The sequence below is a fragment of the Paenibacillus canaveralius genome (assembly GCF_047238265.1).
GTDB lineage: Bacteria > Bacillota > Bacilli > Paenibacillales > NBRC-103111 > Paenibacillus_F.
This window is the reverse complement of sequence record NZ_JBDFMM010000001.1, coordinates 4,891,592-4,916,235: the sequence shown is the minus strand read 5'-3', so window position 1 is coordinate 4,916,235 and position 24,644 is coordinate 4,891,592. Positions and strand designations below refer to the sequence as shown.

The window sequence follows — 24,644 nt, the reverse complement described above, 5'->3', positions numbered from 1 at the left end:
CTGCTTTTTCATCCAGTAAATTTAGATTTCTATTTCTATACAGAAGAACAGAGAGAGGAATGAACTCCTCTTTTTCCTACAACAAAAGAACCTACCTCACAGGCAGGTTCTTTTCTCTATCATCCTTTAAGTAACTGCAACACCGCTTGTGGATTCTGATTGGCCTGGGCCAACATCGTTTGGGCCGCTTGCATAAGCATATTGGATTTTGTCATATTCGAAATTTCCTTGGCCATGTCTGCATCACGAATACGTGATTCGGCCGTCATTTGATTTCCGGCAGAATTATTCACGTTGTTTAAGGTGTGTTCCATACGGTTTTGCAATGCGCCATAAATCGCCCGATAGTGCAGAACTTTTTCAATGGCTCCATCCGCTTTGGCTAATGCTTGTTCTGGTATGGAGGGGGGAAGCAGCCCTAAATCCTTGATGCCCAATCCCTGTGTGCCCACATTGAAAAGGGGGATAACAAGGGTCTCGTCTTTGTTAGCTCCTGCTTGAATGGTAAGTTTTGGCGGGAGATAGTCGATATCCGTAATGTCTGTATCCACGGTGGTTTCAATATGTTTAGTTTCAACGGTTTCTAGCGTTTGCTCAAACGGTTCATAATTTAATGAAAATGGGCCATATGTAAAGGCAAAAGTCACACTCGAACCGCTAGGTACGTTTAGCTGCCAATTAAAATTTACTTGGGGCTGTCCTGCCGCGGGATTATCTATGGAAAGCTTTGTTGGCGATAAAGATCCAGGCGGAAACTGTATGCCTGCGTTAGCCTCTGTCCCCGTCATGGTAAAGGAGCTGCCCCCGGGTGGACTTATTACGGTATGGCCATTAGCCAACGGGCTTGCACCGGCACCGGTGATAACTGAATTTGTCGGCGGGTTAACTATATTACTTAGATTAATATTCATGTCGAATGAATCTTTATTAGTGATTTCATATCTGATTTCCATCGAGTTATCGGCTAAAAGAGTCCTGTATCTCAGAATGGACAGGTCTGTACCGGGAAACCACATATGATCCCAAGCGGGATCACTGCCTTCGTTGCTGCGGTTTGTATATACAACTTCTCTCGAGCTTCCGTTAACTTCAATATCCTCCAGCATCGAACCGTATGCATTAATAAAGTTTCTAGGACCGAAACTGGTTTTATTCATGCCATGAGAGTACCAGTAGGCAGGTTTGGAAAACTCGGGATCGTTCACAGCGGTCAGCGATTCATAAACAGTCTTATTGGTGTCTGTTTTGGTTGTGGTTAGTGTGTCAACATTATATTCATTAAATGCTTCTGTTCCATCCGGTAAAACAAGAGGTGTAATATTGTTCGTATTTGAGAAGGTATGGGTCGTTTCGGATGTATCGGAACTACTGATTACATGTTTTGCTTCATCCGGTGTTCCTCGTGGTTTGTATACGATCGTTTTGTTTATGGAAGATACCGGTGGTGGGTCACTTGCCGAAAAAGTACTGCTGCTGCTTGAACGATCAGCCAATATTTTATAATCGTTTCTTGCTAACAAGTTCATCGTATTGAACGAGGTTTTCTTTGAAAGACTTTCGATTTCATCCGTAAGCTGATGGATTTCCGTGTCAATTTTTCGCCGGTCTTCATCGGTAAGGGGATCATTTAATCCTCGAATGGTCAGTTCCCTTTGTCTTTGTAAAATCTCCGTTATCTCTTGTAAACCGCCCTCTGCAGTTTGAATAAGCGAAATGCCATCCTGAACGTTTCTGGATGCCTGATATAACCCTCTGATTTGTGCCCTCATTTTTTCGGATATAGCCAACCCGGCAGCATCGTCAGAAGCTTTATTGATTCGTAACCCCGAAGAAAGTTTCTCCAGACTACTCCAACTTGCTTTAGAATTTTTTTGCAGCGTGTTATTTATCCTATAAGCAGGTATATTGTGGGATATTTTCATTTTTTCATACCTCTATACCAATGATGTGATAGGATTATTTTACCATGACTAGAGAACTAGCGAACATAAAATTAACATAAAAGTTTACATAACAGGGATGTGAAAATAAGTTCGGAATAAAGAGGTCCGTTAAGTACATGGGAAAGTAACTCGCCTGTATTGGATGAAGATCGATATGTGTTTATTGTCTTGCATTAGTAGAGAGTGGGAGGCCATAGTATTGGGCATACCTATTTAGCTTTTTATGTTTTGAATTGTTTTACAATTAGCTACAATCTTAGATATCCATTTCATTTATAACTAAACATTCTCTAACATTTGATCAATTACACTGGTTATAATCGATATAACCAGAGCCCCTAGGTGGTTCCAGGATAAAAGTAAGTGTGGCGAGAGGAGATAAATGCACATTCAAAAGTTTCGCTACGAATTAACCCGCGGGTTAGGAAGCATTATTCTCTATCTGAAGGAGGCCCCCGCGCTTACATATCGGCATCTAGATGCTATAGCAGATGCTTGCATTCGTAACACCGCGTACGATCCCCAATGTGATGGAAGCAGGGAAGCCTATCTATGGGAGGTCATCCAGCTCTCCAAGGCTTCCCCTATTTTGCAGGAACGAATTCTCGATGCTTTGGGAGACGAAGTGAATGGGTGGGACCTCCTGCAAGTGTATCGATTGGCGAAAATCTTTGCTTCTCACGGCAATCCGGCGGCGGTAGATGCCATGAAAAGAGGCTTCCGTTACGATGAAGAATGGAATTGTTTCGTAGGCGGGGAAGAGATTATTGAGGCCGAGGGAGCACACGGTTTTTTGTTTGTGGCAAAGGAGATCGGCAAGCGGATATTGTCTTCCGGCTATGAAGGGGATACTTTCGTATGGGAATCTGCCAAGGAGTTTCTAGGCGGGGAAAAGGCAGCGGCTCTCCTGGTAGAATCCGCGAAGGACGAAAGAATTCAGGCATTTTATCAATCCGCACTCCGGGACGAGTATGATTACTCTCTATTAAACGGCCGCAAGGCTCTTTCCTATGATGAATTTAAATCTTCCATTGAAGCGGGTGGAAAAGCCCGGTACCCATACATTGCATGGGGCATGCGTGCGTCTAAGGAAGACTTGTTCAAAGCTGCTGAGGACTTATTGAAAGAAGAAAATCCGAAAAAGCTGGAAGCTTATTTGTCTATATTCGTTAAACCGTCTTTTCCGCTTGACCCGCAAAAAATTATAGAGCTGGCACAATCCAAAAATAAACGTCTGCGTTCAGCGGCCATTCGTGCACTTCGCAATCTGAAGGACGAGCGTATCCATCGGCTTGCCGTCCAACTGATCTGTCAACGGGAGACAGAGATAGAGGCTCTGGAGCTATTCACTCTTAATTATGAGGAGAATGCCCTGCCTTTATTGGAACGTGTCGCTTTTAAGAAGCATAACAAGCACTCGTTTCATAATATGGAGTTGGATATGGTCAACATTTTTGAAAAAAATCCTACAGTATCGTGTCAAAAGATTATGATCGAACTGTACCAAAAAGGACTTTGCTCCCCTTGCAGACGGCGAGCTGTAGAAATTATGCTGGCCAATCACATGCTGCCTGCCGCTTTGCGGGATGAAATCCGGTATGATTGCAATCCGGATATCCGCGAACTTTGGATGAAAAGCGCAAACGCCGGGCTTCCCTAGCCGACGCCTGCGCTTATTTTCTTCTATAGAACTTTTCCCAATCGTTTATTACTTCCGCGTGTGTCAATAATTGTTCTCTTAGCCACTGGAATGTTTTCCATTCATGTGCCGCTTTGCCGGCCTGCCTTTTGGTCCAACCGGTGCTTAGGTGCTGTTGGTCTTTAAATACCGGCGACTTTTTTACACTTCTGCTCATTGGGTTCTCTAACTCCTCCTTTTGGGAAGCTAGAGACCGTCTAATATTTTCATAGTTCACCCCGGCGTTTGAGTTATTCAATCCGTAGATATAAACGGAATCGATACAGGAAAAGTTACTTTTTAAGGAAAAGAAATAGTAAATACATAATCAGGAGGATTAATTTTATGGAATTAAAACGATTAACGGATCGTGTTTTTTATACGATGTTCAGCAAAGAGTCCGATAGACCGGTTCTCGGTTATATTCATGGACAAAAGCGTTCTTTAATGGTGGATTCGGGCAATTCTAAATTCCATGTTGCATCATTTAACGAAGCAGTACGTAAGGAAGGATTGAGAATACCTGAAATCGTTGCGATTACGCATTGGCACTGGGATCATACTTTTGGGATGCATGCGGTGGAGGGGATTACCATTGCCCACGAAAAAACGAATGATAAACTAGCGGAACAAGCTAAGTGGGAATGGTCAGATACGGAAATGAAAAAGAGATTAGAGGCAGGGGTCGAGATTGAATTTGCGGATACCTGCATTCGGAATGAGTACCCTTCGCTTTCGGAGATAAGAGTGGTGACTTCTGATATCTCTTTCAACGGAACGATGGAAATCGATTTGGGAGGCATTACGGTACAATTACATCATGTAACCTCTCCGCATAGTGACGATTCTGTCTGCATATTGGTGCCTCAAGAACGCGTATTATTTATCGGCGATGCTGTTGGAGTGGATTATTATAAGGATTGCTACTTGGATAAAGATAAATTGCGTTCTTTACTTACAGCGATTGAAGAATTTGATTTTGAGACGTGTGTAGTCGGACATGCCGAACCGGTGAGTAAACAAAAAATTATTGCCGTCATGAATTCTCTTCTGGCACGTTAAGAACATTTATAGGGGAGCGGCAACTGGGACGACTTTCGCAGTTCGAAAGAGTGACTTTCTTCTGTAAAATCCTTCAAAACTCCTGTCGAAAAACCGATATAAAAGGAGCACTTGTAAAAAAAGGAGAGTACTGGGATGTCTAAACGCAGCAAAATGAGTTTTTTGATCGGAATGGCCGTTGTCCTGCTGGTTGTTATGTCGGGGTGTGGAAGCAAGGAAAAGACTGAAGATGTAAAACCGGCGGAGACGGCTAAGAGTTCGCCTGCAAATACCGCCAATCCGGCAAATGCCTCGGCTAAGCCAAAAGAGCCGGCTCCAGAGTCTAAACTAAGTGAGATCAGCAACTTTATGATTTCGTCTTTTTGGAATGAAGGATTTGTGGACATCACTTGGTTTGTCAAAAACGGCACAGGCAACACAGGTAAAAAGCTGGATGTTGATTTCACCATAGAGCGCCTGGGCAAAGCGATGGAGAAAAAGGCGGAATACGATACGTACATTCAGGGACTGGACGCCAAGTACGATAACGTGAAGCAAGTATGGACCAAGCTCTCAAAAGAAACCGACAGCCTGTATAAGCAGTCTGAAGGAAAATACACCGAAGGCCAACGATAAAAGCTACAAGTTCGATACGGGATTATTTCAGCAGTACAGCAATGCTTTTAGAGATGATGTGCAGGCTTTGAACAAGAAGCAATAAGCGTGTGAGGTCTCCAACTACGTGACCTGATCGCTGAAAAGGCGTGGAGTTCTGCTCCAAGCCTTTTTTTGTTGCCGGCTGTTCAATCCGTTCGAACGAGTTTCTTGTGGTTGAGCATAGCAGTCATGCGTACGAAGGGGAAGGAGATGGCCGCCGCCATGTGACGCCGAGCACCGTGCGCTGCGAAAATTCCACGTCGGATGCTCTCCGCCATTCTCCATCCGTCAAATTTTCGCCAACCGCTCCTTATAAATCCCGTAGTTTTCCTCATCGAAGCAAACAAAATAAATCTGCTCCAGCCCTTGCGGACCGGCCATCAAAAAAGTCTTCACCGCCGCCAGAGCTATGTCAGCCGCAAGGGGTTTCGGAAACCGGTAAATGCCTGTGGAGATGTTTGGAAAAGCAACGCTTCTCGCGTGTTGTCCAGCGGCCAGCGCAAGCGAATTCCGGTAGCAGCTTCCGAGCTTGTCCGCCTCGCCGCCGGTTCCTCCGTTCCAGACGGGGCCCACGGTGTGAATGACATAGGAAGCGGGCAGATTCCCCGCTGTCGTAAGGACGGCTTCGCCGACTTGGCAGCCTCTCTGCCGTTCGCGGATTTTGATGCACTCTTCGAGGATTTTGCGGCCTCCCGCTCGATGGATGGCTCCGTCCACACCGCCGCCTCCGAGCAGGCTTGTGTTAGCGGCATTGACGATGACATCGGCCGTTACCTTGGTGATGTCTCCTTTTATAAGCGTCAGGGTGGTTTGATTCACCTTCACATTGACTTCCATATGGTTTCCTCCTGAAACGGTATGCTTAATCGGCGTACGCAGCTAAACTCATTCCTCTGGCTAGTGTCATTTTGAGAAGCCTGCACTGCAGAAGATTGTTTAGCCGGGTTTTTCTCTCTACTAGTTATCGGATTTCGTTACCTCTCAATTGAACTGACAATTAACAGGGCCCGCGAATGAGTCAGGCAATAAAAGTACTAACCGTACTTCAAACGCTCACTCTGTACACTCCTCTGCATCCTTCCAACGGTACGCCTTTCTACTTCCTTACCCCTCACGATTAGCCATCGAACGTATACCCATAATAATTCCCGGATGTTTTCGAGCAAGCGGAAACCAGAATCTTTTTCACACAAAAAAGGCAAACTTTTCTCCGGTCGTAATACTTTCGCCATGTTCGCGAGGCCAAAAATGAGCGAAGATAGGTACAGAAGGCGGGCACGTTAAACGGCCCACTGGATAAAATCACCGAGGCGCCTGGACGGGTTACTTCGACTTTTAATCGGCTGGTCGTTGGTTCGAGTCCAACTTCCTCCATGGGGAGGAATAGCTCAGATGGTAGAGCAGCATGTACCTGTCCGACCTATTTCCTCGGTGATACTTACAAAAGAAATGCGGAGCGAGGCGTCGGAAAGGGTTTCTTCGACTTATTAGGGTTAAGTATGACGGTGTCCGACGGATGCCGCGAACCTTTTCAACCACTTTCCTCGCTCCGCTTCTACTCAAAAAATGAATATCCGGCGAGGCGCCTGGACGGGTTCCTTCGAGCTTATCGACCAATGGCAATACCCCGGGCAGTACGGCAGGTTCGACTCCTGCAGCAGACCTGTTCCGCTTTTTCTTCGCCGGAGTTCTTTCTAAAAAAGGAGTGTGTGAATCATGAGTATGGCAAAAAAGTTGTTCGGCGCTCTCAGACCGGACACCTACAATAAAGACGGCTATCCCGCTTATACGCGTTCTGCGGAAGAGCGGTACGTGCAGACGCTGATGACGAATACGATGGGGAACACGTTTTATGCGGACCAGCAGGAGCTGGTCGATGATGCGGCGCAGCTTCATCATGAGATGGCCGAAACCGATCCGAATTTTATGGCCAGGGCGATTGTGTTTGCCCGAAACGCGGGTTTTATGCGGCTTCAACCTTTGTTCGGGCTCGCGATCCTTTCCATGTACCGTCCGGATTTGTTTGCAAAAATTTTCCGGCAGGTGGTTCGGATTCCGTCGGACTTGGCTGATTTTCTGACCATTCTGAACGGGCTCGGTCGTGGAGAAGGCGGTCGCGCCGTGAAACGGCAGGTGAACCGGTTCCTGTCCGAGGTGTCCGAATACTGGGCGATGAAGTACAACGGACGCGGTCGCGGATACAGCTTGGGCGACGCTATTGCGACGGCGCATCCGAAGCCGAAGGATCTGCAGCAGCAAGCGCTGTTCCGCTATTTGCGCGGAATGGAGGCCAATCTGGCGCTGCTGCCGCAGGTCGAGGCGCTGGAGAGCTTGAAGGCGGCAGCAACCGAGGAAGAGCAGATCCGCTGGATCGAACGCGGCAAGCTGCCTTATGAGACGGTGACGGGAGCGATCAAGCCGTCGAAGGCGGTCTGGGAGGCGCTGCTGTACCAGATGCCGACGTTTGCGCTGCTCCTCCATTTGAACGCGATGCAGCGGGCGGGTGTGCTTCAAGATGCGCGGCACGTGGAGTATATCGTGCGGCGGTTGACCGACCCGCAGGCGCTTCGCAAAGCGAAGATCCTGCCGTTCCGGCTGGCGACGGCTTTCCGGCAGGTGGAGCATCCTGAGCTGAGAGACGCTTTGCGCGAAGCGGCGGAGCTTACGTTTGACAACCTGCCGGAGCTGGGCGATCAGACGGCGATTTTCCTCGACATCTCGGGCTCGATGAACGGACAGTACCTGGAGACCGGCGCCGTTTTTGCCCTCGCGCTGTATAAAAAGACCCGCGGAAGTTCCCTGTTCTGGCTGTTCGACACGGAGGTCATGGATGCGAAGCCTTCCCGCAAAGACAGCATTTTGACCCAGGCTGCGCAGATTCATGCACGGGGCGGCACGGATACGGGAGCGCCCGTCCGCCAGCTTATCCGTGAGCGCAAGATAGTGGACCAGATCGTGATGATCACAGACGAGCAGCAGAACAGCGGCAGCGCGTTCTACGAGGAGCTGAAACGGTACCGTTCCAAGGTGAACCGCGACGTTAAAGCGTTCATCATCGACATTGCGCCTTACCGCCATGCGATGGTTCCCGTCCAAGATCCGCATACCTACTACATTTACGGCTGGAGCGACACGGTGCTGTCCTACATCGCCCAGACTGTGCAGGGTTATTCGGGACTGACGGAGCAGGTGGCGGCGCTGGATTTGGAGAATTTGAATTAAGCCGCTAAGGAAACGGACGAAAGGGTCAAGGAGCGTATCTCGAAGCTGGTTGAGGAGCGGGGATTGTAAGCTATAAATGGGGCATACGCCTGTGGTTTGGGATAAAACCCGATGACGAGCGGGCATGAGCACCTATGTAAACAAGGAGCTGATTAAATCAAGATGGCGTATCAAAATATAGATGGAGTACTCGTCTGGGGAAAACCGGACGAAGGCGCGCTTGCACAGGCGAAAATGTGCGCACAGACAGGCCGTGTCGTCCGATCGCTGCTTATGGCCGATCACCATAAAGGCTACAGCCAGCCGATCGGCGGCGTCGTTGTCTACGATGGCCAAATTTCTCCTTCTGGAGTCGGGTATGACATTGCGTGCGGGAACAAGGCGGTGAGAACGTCGTTGTATGCCGCGGATATCAAACCGAAGCTGGGACAAATTATGGACCGGATTGTCCGCAAAATATCGTTCGGGGTAGGGCGCACAAACAAAGAAAAAGTCGACCACGCCCTATTCGACGATCCGGACTGGAGCGTTTATGCGGCAATAGGTAAGCAGGAGCACGATAAATTAAAAACGCTGGCCCGTGACCAGCTCGGCACGGTCGGCAGCGGAAACCACTATGTCGATTTGTTTGAAGAAGCGGAAACCGGCCGGCTGTGGATCGGCAATCATTTCGGCAGCCGCGGCTTCGGGCACAAAACGGCGAGCGGGTTCATGAACCTCGCAGCGGGTCGAGAATTTCTTGCCAACGCCCCGGGCGAGAAGATGGACCAGGCCCCCGTCCTGCTCGATCTGGACAGCGAACTTGGGGAGATGTATTACCGCGCCATGAAGCTGGCGGGCCGCTACGCTTATGCCGGGCGGGATTTCGTGATTAGGGAAGTTTTGTCCATTCTGGAGACGGAAGCAGACTTCGAGGTGCACAATCACCATAACTATGCCTGGAAAGAGGAACATGACGGGAAAGGCGTAGTTGTCGTTCGAAAAGGAGCAACCCCTTCCGCTCCGGGACAGCTCGGTTTTATCGGCGGAAGCATGGGTGACATTTCCGTCATCGTGAAGGGAAGAGACACGGATGAAAACCGGGATGCCTGTTACAGCACCGTTCACGGGGCCGGCCGGATCATGAGCCGCACCCAGGCGGCAGGCAAAATGAACTGGAAAACCCGTTCCCGATCGGGCGGACAAATATCGACGTCTCAAATGCTGACAGCGGTGCGGGAGTTCGGAGTCGAGCTGCGTGGAGCGGGAACGGACGAGAGTCCGTTTGTTTACCGCAAGCTGCAGGAAGTACTGGACGCGCACGCGGAAACGATCGAAGTTCTGCACGTTTTAAAGCCGATCGGCGTGTGCATGGCAGGGGCGGACGAATTTGATCCGTATAAGGACTGAAGAGAATAGCTCTACCAAAAAGGCCACGAGCATAAGCTCTACGGCCTTTTTGATTATGCAGGGCTCATATTTCCGGCGGGCGGAGCCGCATCAATTTGTCGGCGTCTACGGCAATCCTTCGCAATGGGAACAATTCAGCGTTGGGCGATTGTTTTCCCATCTGCTTTTTCAGCTTGCATAATTCCAATAAATGCCTGCTTGCCCGCAGTTGTATTTGCCAATATTCTGTCATACAATTTTTTGTAACGTGAAAGGGGCGCCAAGCAGAAAACGCAGCGCTGCCGCTTCATCCGGATTGCATCACACTAAGTTAGGGGGAACGGTGTTACGAACCGGAAACGGAAAAACATGAAAAGCAGATAACGAACACATACGAAGGGGAGCGTTCTTTTGGAAGCCAAACAATTAACCAGAGGACTGAAGCCGCGGCATATCGAGCTGATTGCGCTCGGGGGCACGATCGGCGTCGGGCTGTTTATGGGATCGGCCAGTACGATTAAATGGGCCGGACCTTCCGTGCTGCTGGCTTATCTTTTGGCCGGAATTATTATGTTTTTTGTCATGCGGATCATGGGGGAAATGCTTCTGCTCGAACCGGTGACGGGCTCGTTCGCGACGTTTGCCCACCGGTATATCGGCCCGCTCGCCGGTTATGTGACCGCCTGGAGCTACTGGTTCTTATGGGTCACGGTCGGCATGGCCGAGGTTACGGCGATCGGAATTTACACGGGATACTGGTTCCCGGACATTCCCCAGTGGATTCCGGCCTTGATAGGCGTGGGAATCATTGCGGCGGCTAATCTGGCGGCGGTAAAATTTTACGGAGAATTCGAGTTCTGGTTTGCCATGATCAAGGTTGTCGCCATCGTGTTCATGCTGGTGATCGGCACGGCCATGATTTTCTTCGGGTTCGGGAACGGCGGGCAGCCTATCGGTCTGTCGCATCTGTACAGCCATGGGGGCTTTTTTGCCGGGGGGCTGAAAGGGTTCCTGTTTGCGCTCTGCATCGTAACGGCCGCCTACCAGGGCATCGAGATGGTCGGTATTACGGCGGGCGAAGCCGAAAATCCGAAACATACGCTGCGCAAAGCGATCAAAAACATCATCTGGCGCATTCTGATCTTTTATGTGGGCGCTATTTTCGTGATCGTGACGATCTATCCGTGGAACCAGGTCGGTGAAATCGGCAGTCCGTTCGTCATGACCTTCGCCAAAGTGGGCATTGTCGCCGCAGCGGGCATTATCAATTTCGTCGTTCTCACAGCGGCGATGTCGGGCTGCAACAGCGGGATATACAGTGCGGGCAGAATGTTGTACACGCTGGCTCAGAACGGGCAGGCCCCCAAATTTTTCGGCAAGGTATCCAAAAGCGGCGTCCCGAGAAACAGCATTATCACGACCATTTCTTTGCTGCTGATCGGTGTGCTTTTCAATTACTTGGCGCCGGATTCCAAGCTGTTCCTGTACATTTACAGCGCCAGCGTTCTGCCGGGGATGATTCCCTGGTTTGCGCTTGCCTTCAGCCAGTTTAAATTCCGGAAAAAGTGGAAGCACGAGATGGCGGATCATCCGTTCAAATCGCGTTTTTTCCCGGTCAGCAACTATATCACCATCGTGTTCCTGTTCCTCGTCATCATCGGCATGTGGTTCAACCCGGATACCCGGGTGTCCCTGATCGTCGGAGCCGTGTTCATTGCGGTCGTCATCGTGGGGTTCTATGTTTTTGGTATCGGGAAGCGGCAGATAGCCGGAGAAAATGAGGAAGCGTAATCGGCTAAAAGAGCCGGGCGAATTCGGGCGAAAGCCTGGATTTGGCCCGGTTTTTTTTGATGTGTACAGTTCATTCTGATCTCATGTGTTATATTCTCTGAATAGTATATATTAATCCACTATCATGGATTTCATATTATATAAATGGTATATTATAGGTGTTTATATAAACATAAACCAAATAATGGAGGATGATCAACTGTGTTCAAAATGAAGAAAATTGTCCCGGCCTTAGTGATAACCGCGTCTCTATTATTGTCGTCCCAGTCCGCGTTAGCCATTTCGGGGTTAGCGGATACAAGAAGCGAGGCCCTAAATGTATACCCAAATACAGACTATGCGTGGACGCTGGATACGGCGGGGGATGAAGATTGGTTCTATTGGACCAATTCTACCAGCAGCACTCAAAGTTTATCCGGCTCTCTACTATCTCCATCAGGAAAAAATTTTAATTTGCAGCTTGTTCTTGTAACTTCGGGAGGATGGGAGCATGTTATCAACACCAACGATAACGGTCCGGGTCAATATGATGGCTTCAGTTCGACTCTTCAACCCGGAGATACAATTTACTTTAAAATTAGAGCGAGCGGTTATGATTACGATAAATCTAACCCGTATAAATTTAATTTTAAAGTAAGTTAACTTGATGAATATTTCCAATATCTGGATCATTTATAGTAACTGAATTTAACAATACAGCACGCTTCCATCTGGTTGCGTGCTGTTTAATTTTGGAATAACTATTGAAAAACGACATGAATGTCGTTTATAATCGAGCTAGCATCATACACACATTTCTTTGAACGGAGCTATAAAAAATGTCTCCCAAAGTGAACGAGGAATACAAAAAGCAAAAGAAAACCGCCTTGCTGCAATCGGCCAAACAGGTGTTTATCCGCAAAGGGTATAACGGAGCGACCATGCAGGACATCATGGAAGAGGCTGGCGTGTCGAGGGGAGCCTTATACGCCTACTTCGATAACATTGAGCATGTTTATCTGGAACTGCTGCGGCATGAGGACCGGAAGCATGAGAACTATTTTCGCAGTGACGACACGGAGAACAGCTGGCAGCAGGTAAAGAATTGGCTTAAAAATCAGCAGGCCGAAATCGGGAGCATGGAGGAGAATTTAGTACTGGCGAACTCGCAGTTTTTCTCATCGGCCCAATACCGGAACAACAAAGACGCCTATCCTTACATCGCGGCACGCTATGAGGGGACCCTGGAAGTGCTGACCGGATTTTTTGAAAAAGGGGCAGCGCTGGGCGAATTTGCACCGCGTCTTCCGGCCGAAACCATTGCACGGTATCTGATTTCGTTTATGGATGGGTTAATCATGGATACGGCCCATATGGGTCCCGGAAAAACGAAAGTGAAGGAGCAGCTGGATGCTCTGCTTTTTACACTGGAAGCTATGCTCGGTCCGGTTGGGAATAAGGCGGAGGCGACGGAAAAGGAGAACAAAGAGGATGATATTTGAATCTTCGAGAGTAGCTTTTCGAAAAATGACAGAAGATGACGCAGTCGTTTACCATACTTGGAGAAACGACATGGAAGTGATGAGAACGACCAATCCTTCCCTGGATTTGGTTACATTTGCGGATACCCGGCAGTTTGTGGAGCAGGTGATTTTGGGATCGGGCACGTCCAAAAGCTATATGATCCTGGATAAGCCGTCCGGGCGGCCCATCGGAATCACCTCTTTGACTGGGCTTGATTTTAAAAATCGCAGCGCAGAGTGCATTCTCGACATCGGTGAGAAAGAATTTTGGGGCAAAGGCTACGGAACCGAATCGTTAAGACTGCTGCTTGATTACGCGTTTCTTGAATTGAATCTGCACCGGGTATCCTTGCGGGTGTTTGCTTTTAACGATAAAGCCGTGGCTTTGTACGAAAAGATAGGGTTCAAACGGGAGGGAATCTCCCGGCAGGCGCTATTCAGGGAGGGGCAGTGGCACGACATTTTACATATGGGGATCCTTCAAGAGGAGTATAAGTGTGGTTGACGGAATGAGGGTGGCCTGGAGGCTGCTAACTCTGCTGAAATATCAGGTCCAATATGAATAAAAGGTGATCGAACATAAAAAGAGAAAAAATCATGGATCGATTGATGCTTTTGTATACGATGGATTTGTCCAGACCTTTTCCCTATAAAGATCTTGAGCTAATCAAGCAAGACTTTGCGCTTGAACTGTCCTTACTTTCTGAGGAAGTTTGTTTAAATGCCGATTTTAATGATTATTGTGCGACTGTCGCGGGAACGATTAGTTCTGTCTTAAGCGGGAGTGAGGAAAGTATTCCTTCACGGCAGATGCATTTAATGAAGATGAACTTTTTTGAAAGATTCCCCACTTATAATTTATAGAAAATAAGGTCTCTGACTATCCAGCCTTTCAGAAAGAACTCAATAGTTTTGAAGAAGCAAGAGTGCTGGTGCTGCGGTATTTTATTAGGTGAGCGGTGAATGAACATGAAATTATGGAAAAAGTCCTCTACGGATGCACATTTTGATGACATAGATTTTCATGACGCGCTAGTGGAGCGGATTGAGGTAAAAGAACGGGAGATTATTGTTGAACTTGAATCAGTTAACATTTTGCCGGGGCACCCGCTCAATCCCTACGATGTTGCTAAAAACACGGACAGATGCAGATTAATTTTCCGGCAGGTCCTTTCAAATCAAGCTGTCATCTACTCCCCAGAGGAGAATGTTTCGCAGCCAATTCCGTGCACAGACTTTAAAAGATTAGAGATTCTTAAATTCGAACATTTCCAATCGGGTGAGTCTCAAATCTTCAAAATTTTTGGAGCAGACGAACAGTTTTGCGAGTGGGAAGTGAGGGCGGAAGGTTTTGTCCTCCAGTGGAACGAGTTTAGGGAAGATGCCTGGTTTGTAGGATGGGAAAAAGATTAATAAATTTGCCAAGCGGTGGTCTAAATGAAGAGAATTCATATTATCGGGTCGGTCGGGAGCGGCAAAACGACTTTGGCCAGAAGGCTGTCATCGGAGATGGGGCTTCCTTTTTATGAGCTGGACAACGTGGTCTGGAAAAGAACGTCAACGGGAGACGTAAGACGAACGGACGAGGAACGCGATGCCTGTCTGGCCGAAATTGTCCAAACTGGCGCTTGGATCACGGAAGGTGCTCATCAAGCCGGCTGGGTCGGACCTTGCCTGGAACGCGCGGAAGTGATCGTTTTTCTGGATACGCCGTATTCCACGCGGCTTAGACGCATCAGCCGGTTTATCCGGCAGAAGACCGGGCGGGAGCAGGCGAATTATAAGCCGACGTGGACCATCCTGTGGAGGATGTTCTGCTGGAATCACCGATTCCAGAGAGAAGGCAGGCTGGAAGCGATGGAGCTGCTACAGCCGTATGAGCACAAACTGCTGATTTTAAAAGACAACTGTTTGCCGTATTCGTCGATTTTAGCTGATGTCAGGAAGGGCAAGCAGATCGACGTTCAGACAGAACGTTCTTCCACGACCCACCATCCATAAAAAATCAATCGAACGAAGGAGAAATGAACATGAATATCACCGTCGATCAGCGGCAGAATTCGAAAATCGCCGTAGTTTCAAGCGAGGACGTGATCATTAGCAGCGTAAACGATGCGCTCGACTTAATGGCCGACATTCGTTACAACTACGAAAGCGATAAAATGCTTCTCAAAAAGGAACAGCTTACGGAAGATTTTTTTGAGCTGAAAACGAAATTGGCCGGAGACATTTTGCAGAAATATATTAACTACCAGTTTAAGATTGCCATCGTGGGGGATTTCAGCGGGTACGACAGCAAGAGCCTTAACGATTTTATTTACGAGTGTAACCAGGGGAACAACGTGTTTTTCAAAGGAACCGAAGCGGAGGCGCTGGATGCGCTGCATGGGGTATGATCGATTTTCTGAAAACAAAAAATAGTGAGGCTTACGCCGAGATTGTGGAGATAGCGGAGCGTCCGGATATGCTTTTCTCCAATGATCCGCTCCAGATGGAAGCGGAAGCCCTTTACAACATGCGCACCATTCAGCGGTTGAACAAAATCATTAAGAATAACAAATTGTCCCTGGGTGAGCTGGAAGATATATTCGCTTTTGTAGAGTCGGCGTGGGCCGCTTACTTGGTGAAATTTTATCGAGAAAAAACATTTATCTTTTACCTGTGGGGAGATTACCAAATTCCTGCGATTCGGTTTTCCGTCATCTCCTATAAGGTGGGGCGGGGGCTGCCTTTCGCAAGTAAGGTGAATCAGGTCAGCGATCGTAAAGAAGTTTTGCTGGCCTATCGGGAGAAAGTTTGTTTCGACGGCATACAAATTTTGCGGCATGAAGAAGATTCGGACACGACTAACGCAAAGGAAGAAGAAGCGGTGTATACGCCCACGGTATACACTAGGATGATCGAATGTTAAGGTGACGACTCCATGAAAAAAAGAATTCGAAAAAAACTGCACAAGCGGTATTTAGGAGAGCTTGTTTATCGTATTAGTACATCCGCGCACTGGCGGAAGAAGCTTATGGAAGAGACAGAGACGAGAATGCTCGTAAACAGCAGCACGTTAAAAATCCCCTGTGAGTTGAGCAGCTTAATTAGACGGTATGATTTAAGCTATTATGTTTCAACCGTTCCGCACTCCAAGACAATCGGATGGGAAGATTGGGGACGGGATTTCATTTATTATAAATTCGAGGCATCCGAATTTCCTTCTGTTCAGTCCTACTCGGTTAATAACCGGAGAGCATAACTAGTCTTTGAAAAGAATCCTTCCACAGGGGTTCTTTTTTTGTGAGCTAAAAAGAAAATTTAAAACCTACTTGACAGGTATGATTAATTGGTTTAATCTTACTTCAAGATTACTAGATGAATTTTAAGCAAATGAATATTCATTAAACGAGTATTCATTATTTTATAACTAAAATAATGAGGACAGCCGATTGGACCGCCAAAGGCTCCTGTAATCTCTTGCCGACACACGGAGGAGATTTCGGGAGCTTTTCTGTTTCCATGGGCCTCATGAAGAAAGGAATGGCATGCACGAAAAAGACTGGGCGTTATACGAAGAGGCTGACTGGCTCTTCCGCAGACTGGTACGCAAATTTGTGAAGGAACGAGACAAAATTTCCGTCGAAGGCATCGCCTTACCGGGCATGCTCATCCTGAACTCGATTCACAGTCAAGGGGAGCAGCGACTGGGTGAGCTGGCGGAGCAGCTGGATTTTACATCTGGCGCCGTAACGGCACTGTGCGACAAGCTGGAGGCGGGCGGCTACGCGGTTCGTAAACGAAGCGAGTCGGACCGGAGATCTATCGCGCTGGATATTACGGACAAAGGCCGGGAGCTGCTTCAGCGCAACGCCGGACTCAGTGCGCATATGATCGGTATTTTGTTCGGCGGGTTTACGCCGGAGGAGCTGGGGCGTCAGATCGTATTTCTCCGGAGCCTGCTGGAAAAGCTGGATGGCTTTGCGGAAGCGGTGCTGGCTTACCCAGGAGAAGACGCGGAGAACACGGAAGTGGCAGGAGTAGCACAAGCAGGGGAAGACGCGGAGAACACGGAAGTGGCGGAAGCAGCGGAGGCAGGAGAGCGTGACATGGTTGCGACAGCTCCGCTAACGGCCGTGAGTGTGGGAGCTGATGCGCTGCGGGTTGCGGCGTCGCATTCGCCGGTGCAACCGGCAGACGCAGCGGTAGCAGCCCCGAGAGTGAAAGGCGATGCATTTGCTGCTTCGCCGTCCCATCCGCCAGCGCAACCGGCAGCCGTAGAGGTGCCGTCTCATTCGCCGGGACTGACGGCAAAGAGAACCGCAGCCGACCAGGTGCCTGCACCCGCAAGCCTGCCCGGCGGGTCCGGGGATGAAAGCCTGGCTGCCGCTTTTACAAACGATGCTGCAACCGACCCGTCAGCGGAATTACGGCCGAAAACGTCATCACAGCCTCCGGCGGATCAGCCGCCTGCTCCAAAATCAAGCAAGACCACGCGCAAGAAAAATTTCATTTCTTATTAGAGGCGGTATCGCACAGGGGTGCCGGCGTTTTTTTACAAACCAAAACATAATCCAAAAAGAGAGAGGACGTTGTACATATGGGACATCCGACGATTTATCCGACAGGAACGACGGTTTATAAACCGGGCAAAAGCTGGAGCGGCTACACGCTGTATCAGGCGGCAGAGACGGGGGCGCTGCTGATCGATATGAACGGGCGGGAGGTTCACCTGTGGAAAGGCCTGCGGGGGTTCCCGAACAAGCTGCTCCCGGGCGGGTACGTTTTTGGCAGTACGGCGGAGCGCGATCCGAAGTACGGGTTTCAAGATGAGGTGAATCTGGTGCAGGTCGACTGGGACGGCAATATCGTGTGGAAGTTTGACCGCTACCAGCACATCGAGGACCCCGGGCATGAGCCCCAGTGGATGGCACGCCAGCACCACGATTACCAGCGAGAAGGCAATCCGGTCGGGTACTATGCGCCGGGGCAGGAGCCGAAAGTCCACTCCGGGAACACAATCGTGCTCGCGCACAAGAACGTGAAACGTCCCGAAATTTCGGATAAAGAGCTGTTGGACGATACGATCCTGGAAGTCGATTGGGAAGGGAATGTCGTCTGGGAGTGGACAACGAGCGATCATTTCGAGGAGCTGGGCTTTGACGAGGATGCCCGGAAGGCGCTGTACAACGATCCGAACACGCGGTTTTTCGGTGCCAATGCCGGCGACTGGATGCACATCAACTCCGCTTCGGTCCTCGGACCCAACAAGCACTACGATGCGGGGGACGAAAGATTCCACCCGGACAACATCATTTGGGACGCGCGGGAGACGAACATCATTGCCATCACGGATAAAAAGACCGGTAAAATCGTCTGGAAGTTCGGTCCCAACTATAATACCGAAGAGACGAAGCATATCGGATGGATCATCGGCCAGCACCACGCGCACCTTATTCCGAGAGGATTGCCGGGTGAAGGCAACATCCTTATTTTCGATAACGGCGGCTGGGGCGGCTACGGCGCACCGAATCCGGAATCGCCCGACGGCATTAAAAATGCCCGCCGTGATCACTCCCGCATCCTGGAGATCAACCCGGTCACGCTCGAAATCGAGTGGCAGTACACGCCGACGGAAGCGGGTTTCCAGGCTCCGCTCGATTCGTACCGTTTCTACAGCCCATACATCAGCTCCGCCCAGCGTCTGCCGAACGGCAACACGCTGATTACCGAAGGCGCGGACGGCCGGATTTTTGAAGTGACGCGTGAGCATGAGCTGGTGTGGGAGTACATATCTCCTTACAAAAACAAGCGCAACTCCAACATGGTCTACCGCGCCTATCGTGTGCCTTACGAGTGGGTGCCGCAACTGGAACTGCCGGAAGAAGTCGAAATCGCACCGATCGACGTAGCGGACTTCCGTCTGCCGGGGGCGGCTGCCCGCGGAGCGGTCACGACAGTGGAAGTGGAAGGAACCGTTTCCTACGGCGAGGGCGCGCTGTGCGTGGCACGGACGGACGAAGGACAGCCGGAACCGGAGAAGGGGTAGGTGGGGATGATGAGAGAGACTGCAGATAAAAGTAAAAAGGCTGCGAGCCATGCTGGTTCCCGGCAGGCTGAATCCTTAGGGATCGCGGCTACACTAAGTCAGGCAACCGCAGGCGACAATGATGCCGCCCACGAGGCACGAGGTGAGAGTGCGCGCGAAGCCTCGCGCAGACAAGGCGAGGGGAGCGGTGCCAATGACGCGATCGCAGACGATCGCGGCCTAAAAGCCCGCAGACTTGCCAACGAGCCCAGCCATGCAGCAACCTACCCGGCAGCTAGCCGACGCCATGTCCATCCCCACCGCTACGCCCGCACGCTGCTCGCGCTGGTGCTTACCGCCGCGATGCTGGCCGTACTGGCCGGCTGCGGCAAAGCGGCCGCCGACCCCAAACAGGGCGGCGCGGCCAAGCTGAAGCTGAAAATCGCAGACATTTCCACCAACTCGATTTTCCGCGTCGCCAAAAGCAAAGGCATCTTCGACAAGCACGGCATCGACGCCGAACTCGTCTCGTTCGCCACACCGGCCGAAGGCGTCAACTCCCTGTTTATTAAACAGGTGGACGTCGCGTTCGGCGCGGATTTTCCACTGCTAAACGCCGTGAGCAAAGGCGATTACGCCATTTTCGCCTCGTCGGGTACGGCAACGGATCTGAGCGCCAGCGAGTGGAAGCTGTTTGTCCGCAAGGACATCAAGAGCGCAGCCGATCTCAAAGGCAAGAAGCTGAGCTTTTCCCGCGGCACTTTTGTCCCTTACCTGTGGGATGTGTATCTGGGTCAGAACGGCGTCAAATTGTCCGAGGTGAAGCTGATCGGCCAAGGCGGTTTTGATGAAGCGTATGTCGCGCTCAAAAAAGGCGAAATCGACGGCGCATGGGTATACGGCGCGGTGCTCAACGAAAAATTCGGCGCGCTGGCCGAAGCCCACGAGCTGACCGACATGTCCAAAACGCCGGTGCGCCTCGGCAACGGCCTCATCGCTCCCACCGAGCTGCTCAAAGCGAACAAAGCCGGGTTCGTCAACTTCCTGAAAGCGATCGACGAGGCTTCCGCTTACGTACAGGCGCACCATGAGGAGACCGCGGACATCATGTACAAGGAAGTCAAGCAGCCGAAAGAGGCGACCCTCAAGGACCTGCCCAAAAACCCGTGGAAAGTCGGATTCACGGATAAAGCGTACAACGGCTACAAGGAGCAGAAAAAATACATGGTCGACAACGCCATCATCGAAAAGGATTTCGACCTGAAAAGCAAGCTGTACCTGGACATTTTGCGGGAAGCCTTCCCGGACCGGGTTATTGAAGTGAAGTAGTATGGATATCGGAAAAAGGGGCGGGGGCTGCGCCGGTCACCACGCAGTATCGCAGCGCAAGCCTGGTAGCTGTCGGTCAAACGCCATCTTGCACCGGCATATGGATCGCTGTCATGCAGCGTGACACCGATCGTAACACCGACCACCGTTATAAACCGAAACACCCAACGTACACCGGTCACTATTTACGCAGCAATGCACCAACCGTTGTCACACAGCGAAACACGGCAAGAACATAACGCAACAAAACTGAACTGGGGGATGAAATATGAGCACTGAGGCAGCGCCGAAACGCAACGAAATCCACATCGAACGCCTGGACAAAAGCTACATGCAGCCTTCCGCGGGCGAGCTGCACTACATCATTCAGGACGTAAATCTGGCGGTCCGGGGCGGCGAGTTTTTCGTCCTGCTGGGGCCGAGCGGCTGCGGCAAATCGACGCTGCTCAGTCTCATCGCGGGCTTCGTCTCCAAGACATCCGGCCAGGTGCGCGTCGGTGACCGCGAGGTCGACCGGCCCGGCCAGGACCGCGCCGTCGTCTTCCAGCAGGCCGATTCGTCCCTGTTCCCCTGGCTAACGGTCAGGGAGAACGTGGAATTCGGCCTGCGCATGAAGCGTGTCCCGGCGGCCGAGCGCCGCGAAATTTCCGACCAGTACATCGAACTGGTCGGTCTCAAGGGACACGAGAGCAAGTTCCCGCGCGAGCTGTCCGGGGGTATGAAGCAGCGCGTGCAGCTGGCCCGCGTGCTGTCGAACGATCCGGCCATCCTGCTTATGGATGAGCCGTTCGGCGCGCTCGACGCGATGACGCGCCGCACCATGCAGAAAGAGCTTCAGCGGATTTGGCAGGAAACCGACAAAACCGTCATTTTTGTCACCCACGATATCCAGGAAGCGCTGCTGCTCGGGGGCCGCATCGGCATAATGTCCGCCGGCCCGTCGTCCAACATCTCGCACATCTACGACGTGCCCCTCGCGTATCCGCGGGACCTCGGGTCGCCGGAGTTTTACGAGCTCTACAACCGCATCCAGGCGCATTTCGACGAATAGGGAGGAGAAGCCGATATGAACACGAACGCCATTACCGCAAAAAAACCGATCACGACTAAGCCGTCCATACCGGCTGTTTCAGCCCGCAAACCGCTCATCCGCAAGCCTTGGTTCAAAAAAACGCTGCTCACCCTCGTCTTCTGGGTCGCGGGACTGCTTCTGTGGCACGGGCTGTCGCTCGTTTACGGTCCGGAAATTCTGCCCGGTCCGATCCTGACCGCCCAGGGCGGCTATGAGCTGCTCGCTGACGGCACCCTGCTGCAGTACATCGGCATCAGCTCGTATCGCGTCCTGCTCGGTTGGACCCTCGGCAGTCTGATCGCCATCCCGGTCGGCCTCGTCATCGGCAAAGTCGACGCCATTCGCGCTTTTGCGGAGCCGTTTTTGAACTTCATCCGCTTCATTCCGCCGATCGCGTTTATTACGCTGTTTCTCGTTTGGTTCGGTATCGGGGAAACGTCGAAAGTTGTGCTCATCCTTTACGCCACTTTCTTCATCGTCGTGCTGAACACCTTGACCGGCGTGCTTGCCGTGGAGGAGGACAAAATCCGCTCCGCCCGCAGCATGGGCGCCTCCGAATGGCAGATCGTCCTGCACGTCATCATCCCGTCTACCGTACCGTACATGTTCACGGGCATCCGTCTCGCCATGGGCACCTCCTTCATGGCCATCATCGGCGCCGAAATGATCGCCTCCAACGAAGGCGTCGGCTATCTCATCTGGAACTCGCGGCTGTTCTTCCGCACGGACTGGATTTTTGTGGGGTTGATCTGCCTCGGGCTGATGGGCTTCATAACAGATCGCGCCGTGGCGCTGCTGGGGCGTAAGCTTTTGGCGCGGTATGGAGTTGTGGGGACAGTGGGGGGACGGCGGTAGGGGAGACAACTAATGTAATAAATTATAGCCTCGCAGAACTAGATTCTGACGAGGTTTTTATATGAAAACTTTATCGAACAAATGAATCAATTTCATTAAATTCCAATTTATTGAAACATTTTAACTAATTGGTTCGTCTGATATACTGAAGTAAAATTTTGGGAGGTATTTTTTTATGTTTAAAAGAAAGATGGCAACACTGATCACGTGTAGTAGTCTTGCTGTAACTTTATTCGGTCCTCTGTCGGTAAATGCATCGGAAAGTGAAATTAATGAGCATATAGTTGATCCTAAAACTATGGTAGTGAAAACGGATAAAGCTATGACAAAAGAAGAAGTCGATCAAATTTTAAAGAGTCTGAATGAGAAGACTAAAAGTAGTCTTTCGAAGTCCCTTGCAAATAATAAAGATGAGTCTGTTGAAGAAAAATCTAAGAAAGGGAAAGAATTCATTGAAAGATACAATAAAATATACAATTCAAATGACAGAGGAATAACTATACAAGGAACCCATGATGATAATACAGCTAAACTTCGCCAAGGAAATTTCATAGAAACAATATTAGATTTAAATGAAGGTATGAATGATCTCCAAATATCCAAAGTTGTTCTTAATGGAAACACTGCAAAATCGGCAGCTAAACAACAATATCCTAACGATTCACAGCTAGAAGATGCTTTTCGTCACTATAGTTGGAATTTCATATCTACTAAAGATTCCATAGTGGGAAAGATCAAAACGAGAACAGCAACAATTAATCATGAATGGGGACTCCGGTTGGTAAATCCTGCGCTAAGTGTTTTTAATGAGGGTTACGAAAAGTACGTGAAGCAAGGTAAACCGTCAGATACAGCAAGTAACGCGGCAATGAATGATGTAATTCAATGGGCTCCCGGCTTCAAAGAAAACTGTATTACAGCCGCTAAATCAAGCTACAGCTTTTTTAAAGGATTTTTCAGTGTTGCAAATATCATGGATTTGAGCAACAATGTATGGGGAAGATCTGGCCCTACTGATTATCCTGGAGCAAGCTATACAAGTGCTTTTTTACAAGACAAGGGGAAAAATAACCTTATTTTAAATGAAGCATATGTAGGAGACTATCAATACAACATGGTATGGCAGAATCAATGGTATACTTACTAAGCAAAAATTTCTTATACCCTAGCTATGCTGGGGTTTTTTTGTTGGGATTCTAATTTGTGTTAAAATAGAGGCGTGTTATCTGCAAAAAGTTTAGAAAGGAGGAAGGACTTTGTCCCTGAAGTTAAAAAAAATTCTCTATTATATCTGGTTAATTGTACCGTCTATTGGAATTATTTATTTATATTTTAAATATGGACGATACTTGGATCCTTCAGACGATGAGTTTCCCTTATTTAATGACGCTATGCTGATTGGAATATATATACCTTTATTATTCGTACTTTTTTATGGGGTCTTAATGCATATCCTATATAAACTCGTTAAACATAGTTACTGGCGTATTTTTCTTTTTGCGGTACTCATTATAACGGTTTTTATTTATTCAGTTTCAATTATAGAGCAGAACTTGACTATTCGTATAGTAGTTAGTGTAATTGGGACTTTTATAGGGTTTGCTTACTTTTTTATAACTACCTATTTCATAGATCCTAAGAAAAGAGTTCGATGACAATTCGAAAGGGTTAGCTAATATCTTTATAAGTCTGAGCATGCAAACTGATAAGCGGTTAATTACATCATAAATCATATTAATGACGATATTTATAAAAAGGTGATCTGACAAAGTCAGATGAGGGGATAGATCGCTTTTTGCTTGAAGAATATTTTGCATAGTGTAGACGACACTGTGGCGCTGCTCGGGCGTAAGCTTTTGGCGCGGTATGGGGTTGTGGGGACAGTGGGGGGAAGGCGGTAGGTTACAGGCTTCCTAACGGAACCGAAAAAAGCAGTCGCACGGGTAAACAATACCCCAATGCGGCTGCTTTGCTATGTCGGTTGAGAAACGCTATGTATGAGTATGGCAAAAGTTAAGTCGCAAGCTGACTCTTGTTTCTTTCCTTTACAATAGTTAAGATCCATACGGCATAATTAAATGTGGTCAAAATAGAAGCCGCGTAAATCCAGTAGGGATATATATTTAAATTCCCATACAATATCAGCGTATATAGAACCCAAATGTAGCATAGAAGT

Annotated in this window: 23 protein-coding genes; 20 read left to right on the top strand and 3 right to left on the bottom strand. The window is 49.4% G+C overall.

The genetic code is table 11. The features are described from left to right. Window positions 1–119: 119 nt before the first annotated feature. The gene (locus tag ABC395_RS22235; RefSeq protein WP_413006021.1) at window positions 120–1,922 is read right to left on the bottom strand and encodes a flagellin N-terminal helical domain-containing protein; all 1,803 of its coding nucleotides are present in this window, start codon (window positions 1,920–1,922) and stop codon (window positions 120–122) included. A gap of 403 nt (window positions 1,923–2,325) precedes the next feature. Here ABC395_RS22235 and ABC395_RS22230 point away from each other — a divergent pair, with 403 nt between their 5' ends. After that, complete coding sequence (locus ABC395_RS22230) at window positions 2,326–3,603, top strand: hypothetical protein (RefSeq protein ID WP_413006020.1); 1,278 nt, start codon at window positions 2,326–2,328, stop codon at window positions 3,601–3,603. Window positions 3,604–3,616: 13 nt separating this feature from the next. Here the strand turns inward: ABC395_RS22230 and ABC395_RS22225 are convergent, their stop codons facing one another. Beyond that, on the bottom strand, window positions 3,617–3,799 hold the full coding sequence (locus tag ABC395_RS22225) for a hypothetical protein (protein ID WP_413006019.1): 183 nt from the start codon (window positions 3,797–3,799) through the stop codon (window positions 3,617–3,619). A gap of 167 nt (window positions 3,800–3,966) precedes the next feature. Between ABC395_RS22225 and ABC395_RS22220 the strand changes: the two genes are divergently transcribed. Together ABC395_RS22220 and ABC395_RS22215 are read left to right on the top strand one after the other, a co-directional pair. Beyond that, window positions 3,967–4,683 carry an MBL fold metallo-hydrolase gene (locus tag ABC395_RS22220; protein ID WP_413006018.1) on the top strand — a complete coding sequence of 239 codons (717 nt, stop codon included), beginning with the start codon at window positions 3,967–3,969 and terminating at the stop codon, window positions 4,681–4,683. A 135-nt stretch (window positions 4,684–4,818) separates the two neighbouring features. Next, window positions 4,819–5,298 (top strand): hypothetical protein, encoded by a 480-nt coding sequence (locus tag ABC395_RS22215; protein ID WP_413006017.1) that lies wholly within the window; start codon window positions 4,819–4,821, stop codon window positions 5,296–5,298. 309 nt (window positions 5,299–5,607) lie between these two features. Here ABC395_RS22215 and ABC395_RS22210 read toward each other — a convergent pair whose 3' ends face one another. After that, complete coding sequence (locus ABC395_RS22210) at window positions 5,608–6,156, bottom strand: O-acetyl-ADP-ribose deacetylase (protein ID WP_413006016.1); 549 nt, start codon at window positions 6,154–6,156, stop codon at window positions 5,608–5,610. Window positions 6,157–7,035: 879 nt separating this feature from the next. Between ABC395_RS22210 and ABC395_RS22205 the strand changes: the two genes are divergently transcribed. From ABC395_RS22205 to ABC395_RS22125, 17 genes are all read left to right on the top strand, one after another. Then, a complete protein-coding gene (locus ABC395_RS22205) occupies window positions 7,036–8,541 on the top strand; it encodes a TROVE domain-containing protein (protein WP_413006015.1) in 1,506 nt (501 codons plus the stop codon). Between the two features lie 162 nt (window positions 8,542–8,703). Then, window positions 8,704–9,930 (top strand): RtcB family protein, encoded by a 1,227-nt coding sequence (locus ABC395_RS22200; protein WP_413006014.1) that lies wholly within the window; start codon window positions 8,704–8,706, stop codon window positions 9,928–9,930. 390 nt (window positions 9,931–10,320) lie between these two features. Next, window positions 10,321–11,700: an amino acid permease gene (locus ABC395_RS22195; RefSeq protein WP_413006013.1), complete on the top strand. Its 1,380-nt coding sequence runs from the start codon at window positions 10,321–10,323 to the stop codon at window positions 11,698–11,700. A gap of 210 nt (window positions 11,701–11,910) precedes the next feature. Then, window positions 11,911–12,342 (top strand): hypothetical protein, encoded by a 432-nt coding sequence (locus ABC395_RS22190; RefSeq protein WP_413006785.1) that lies wholly within the window; start codon window positions 11,911–11,913, stop codon window positions 12,340–12,342. A 176-nt stretch (window positions 12,343–12,518) separates the two neighbouring features. Continuing rightward, window positions 12,519–13,181 (top strand): TetR/AcrR family transcriptional regulator, encoded by a 663-nt coding sequence (locus ABC395_RS22185; RefSeq protein WP_413006012.1) that lies wholly within the window; start codon window positions 12,519–12,521, stop codon window positions 13,179–13,181. Further along, window positions 13,171–13,707 (top strand): GNAT family N-acetyltransferase, encoded by a 537-nt coding sequence (locus tag ABC395_RS22180; protein WP_413006011.1) that lies wholly within the window; start codon window positions 13,171–13,173, stop codon window positions 13,705–13,707. Before ABC395_RS22185 ends, ABC395_RS22180 begins: the two co-directional genes overlap by 11 nt. Window positions 13,708–13,799: 92 nt before the next feature. Next, a complete protein-coding gene (locus ABC395_RS22175; RefSeq protein ID WP_413006010.1) occupies window positions 13,800–14,066 on the top strand; it encodes a YxiJ family protein in 267 nt (88 codons plus the stop codon). 99 nt (window positions 14,067–14,165) lie between these two features. Next, complete coding sequence (locus ABC395_RS22170; protein ID WP_413006009.1) at window positions 14,166–14,615, top strand: hypothetical protein; 450 nt, start codon at window positions 14,166–14,168, stop codon at window positions 14,613–14,615. 24 nt (window positions 14,616–14,639) lie between these two features. Beyond that, window positions 14,640–15,203 carry a shikimate kinase gene (locus ABC395_RS22165; RefSeq protein ID WP_413006008.1) on the top strand — a complete coding sequence of 188 codons (564 nt, stop codon included), beginning with the start codon at window positions 14,640–14,642 and terminating at the stop codon, window positions 15,201–15,203. A gap of 29 nt (window positions 15,204–15,232) precedes the next feature. Continuing rightward, the gene (locus ABC395_RS22160; RefSeq protein ID WP_413006007.1) at window positions 15,233–15,598 is read left to right on the top strand and encodes a DUF4180 domain-containing protein; all 366 of its coding nucleotides are present in this window, start codon (window positions 15,233–15,235) and stop codon (window positions 15,596–15,598) included. Further along, window positions 15,595–16,113: a hypothetical protein gene (locus ABC395_RS22155; protein ID WP_413006006.1), complete on the top strand. Its 519-nt coding sequence runs from the start codon at window positions 15,595–15,597 to the stop codon at window positions 16,111–16,113. The genes ABC395_RS22160 and ABC395_RS22155 overlap by 4 nt, the downstream gene beginning before the upstream one ends. Window positions 16,114–16,732: 619 nt before the next feature. Continuing rightward, window positions 16,733–17,707, top strand: coding sequence for a MarR family winged helix-turn-helix transcriptional regulator (locus tag ABC395_RS22150; RefSeq protein WP_413006005.1), 975 nt, complete (start codon window positions 16,733–16,735; stop codon window positions 17,705–17,707). 77 nt (window positions 17,708–17,784) lie between these two features. Next, window positions 17,785–19,233: an aryl-sulfate sulfotransferase gene (locus tag ABC395_RS22145; protein ID WP_413006004.1), complete on the top strand. Its 1,449-nt coding sequence runs from the start codon at window positions 17,785–17,787 to the stop codon at window positions 19,231–19,233. Window positions 19,234–19,575: 342 nt separating this feature from the next. Beyond that, on the top strand, window positions 19,576–20,541 hold the full coding sequence (locus tag ABC395_RS22140) for an ABC transporter substrate-binding protein (RefSeq protein ID WP_413006784.1): 966 nt from the start codon (window positions 19,576–19,578) through the stop codon (window positions 20,539–20,541). Window positions 20,542–20,809: 268 nt separating this feature from the next. Beyond that, on the top strand, window positions 20,810–21,592 hold the full coding sequence (locus ABC395_RS22135) for an ABC transporter ATP-binding protein (protein ID WP_413006003.1): 783 nt from the start codon (window positions 20,810–20,812) through the stop codon (window positions 21,590–21,592). Between the two features lie 15 nt (window positions 21,593–21,607). Then, a complete protein-coding gene (locus ABC395_RS22130; RefSeq protein WP_413006002.1) occupies window positions 21,608–22,468 on the top strand; it encodes an ABC transporter permease in 861 nt (286 codons plus the stop codon). 175 nt (window positions 22,469–22,643) lie between these two features. Next, window positions 22,644–23,615 (top strand): hypothetical protein, encoded by a 972-nt coding sequence (locus ABC395_RS22125; protein ID WP_413006001.1) that lies wholly within the window; start codon window positions 22,644–22,646, stop codon window positions 23,613–23,615. Window positions 23,616–24,644 lie beyond the last annotated feature (1,029 nt).

Bases quoted from the DNA above. Each gene is read 5' to 3' on its own strand.
- ABC395_RS22235 (WP_413006021.1), bottom strand. From the start codon at position 1,922: ATGAAAATATCCCACAATATACCTGCTTATAGGATAAATAACACGCTG.
- ABC395_RS22230 (WP_413006020.1), top strand. From the start codon at position 2,326: ATGCACATTCAAAAGTTTCGCTACGAATTAACCCGCGGGTTAGGAAGC.
- ABC395_RS22225 (WP_413006019.1), bottom strand. From the start codon at position 3,799: ATGAGCAGAAGTGTAAAAAAGTCGCCGGTATTTAAAGACCAACAGCAC.
- ABC395_RS22220 (WP_413006018.1), top strand. From the start codon at position 3,967: ATGGAATTAAAACGATTAACGGATCGTGTTTTTTATACGATGTTCAGC.
- ABC395_RS22215 (WP_413006017.1), top strand. From the start codon at position 4,819: ATGTCTAAACGCAGCAAAATGAGTTTTTTGATCGGAATGGCCGTTGTC.
- ABC395_RS22210 (WP_413006016.1), bottom strand. From the start codon at position 6,156: ATGGAAGTCAATGTGAAGGTGAATCAAACCACCCTGACGCTTATAAAA.
- ABC395_RS22205 (WP_413006015.1), top strand. From the start codon at position 7,036: ATGAGTATGGCAAAAAAGTTGTTCGGCGCTCTCAGACCGGACACCTAC.
- ABC395_RS22200 (WP_413006014.1), top strand. From the start codon at position 8,704: ATGGCGTATCAAAATATAGATGGAGTACTCGTCTGGGGAAAACCGGAC.
- ABC395_RS22190 (WP_413006785.1), top strand. From the start codon at position 11,911: ATGAAGAAAATTGTCCCGGCCTTAGTGATAACCGCGTCTCTATTATTG.
- ABC395_RS22185 (WP_413006012.1), top strand. From the start codon at position 12,519: ATGTCTCCCAAAGTGAACGAGGAATACAAAAAGCAAAAGAAAACCGCC.
- ABC395_RS22180 (WP_413006011.1), top strand. From the start codon at position 13,171: ATGATATTTGAATCTTCGAGAGTAGCTTTTCGAAAAATGACAGAAGAT.
- ABC395_RS22175 (WP_413006010.1), top strand. From the start codon at position 13,800: ATGGATCGATTGATGCTTTTGTATACGATGGATTTGTCCAGACCTTTT.
- ABC395_RS22170 (WP_413006009.1), top strand. From the start codon at position 14,166: ATGAACATGAAATTATGGAAAAAGTCCTCTACGGATGCACATTTTGAT.
- ABC395_RS22165 (WP_413006008.1), top strand. From the start codon at position 14,640: ATGAAGAGAATTCATATTATCGGGTCGGTCGGGAGCGGCAAAACGACT.
- ABC395_RS22160 (WP_413006007.1), top strand. From the start codon at position 15,233: ATGAATATCACCGTCGATCAGCGGCAGAATTCGAAAATCGCCGTAGTT.
- ABC395_RS22155 (WP_413006006.1), top strand. From the start codon at position 15,595: ATGATCGATTTTCTGAAAACAAAAAATAGTGAGGCTTACGCCGAGATT.
- ABC395_RS22150 (WP_413006005.1), top strand. From the start codon at position 16,733: ATGCACGAAAAAGACTGGGCGTTATACGAAGAGGCTGACTGGCTCTTC.
- ABC395_RS22145 (WP_413006004.1), top strand. From the start codon at position 17,785: ATGGGACATCCGACGATTTATCCGACAGGAACGACGGTTTATAAACCG.
- ABC395_RS22140 (WP_413006784.1), top strand. From the start codon at position 19,576: ATGCTGGCCGTACTGGCCGGCTGCGGCAAAGCGGCCGCCGACCCCAAA.
- ABC395_RS22135 (WP_413006003.1), top strand. From the start codon at position 20,810: ATGAGCACTGAGGCAGCGCCGAAACGCAACGAAATCCACATCGAACGC.
- ABC395_RS22130 (WP_413006002.1), top strand. From the start codon at position 21,608: ATGAACACGAACGCCATTACCGCAAAAAAACCGATCACGACTAAGCCG.
- ABC395_RS22125 (WP_413006001.1), top strand. From the start codon at position 22,644: ATGTTTAAAAGAAAGATGGCAACACTGATCACGTGTAGTAGTCTTGCT.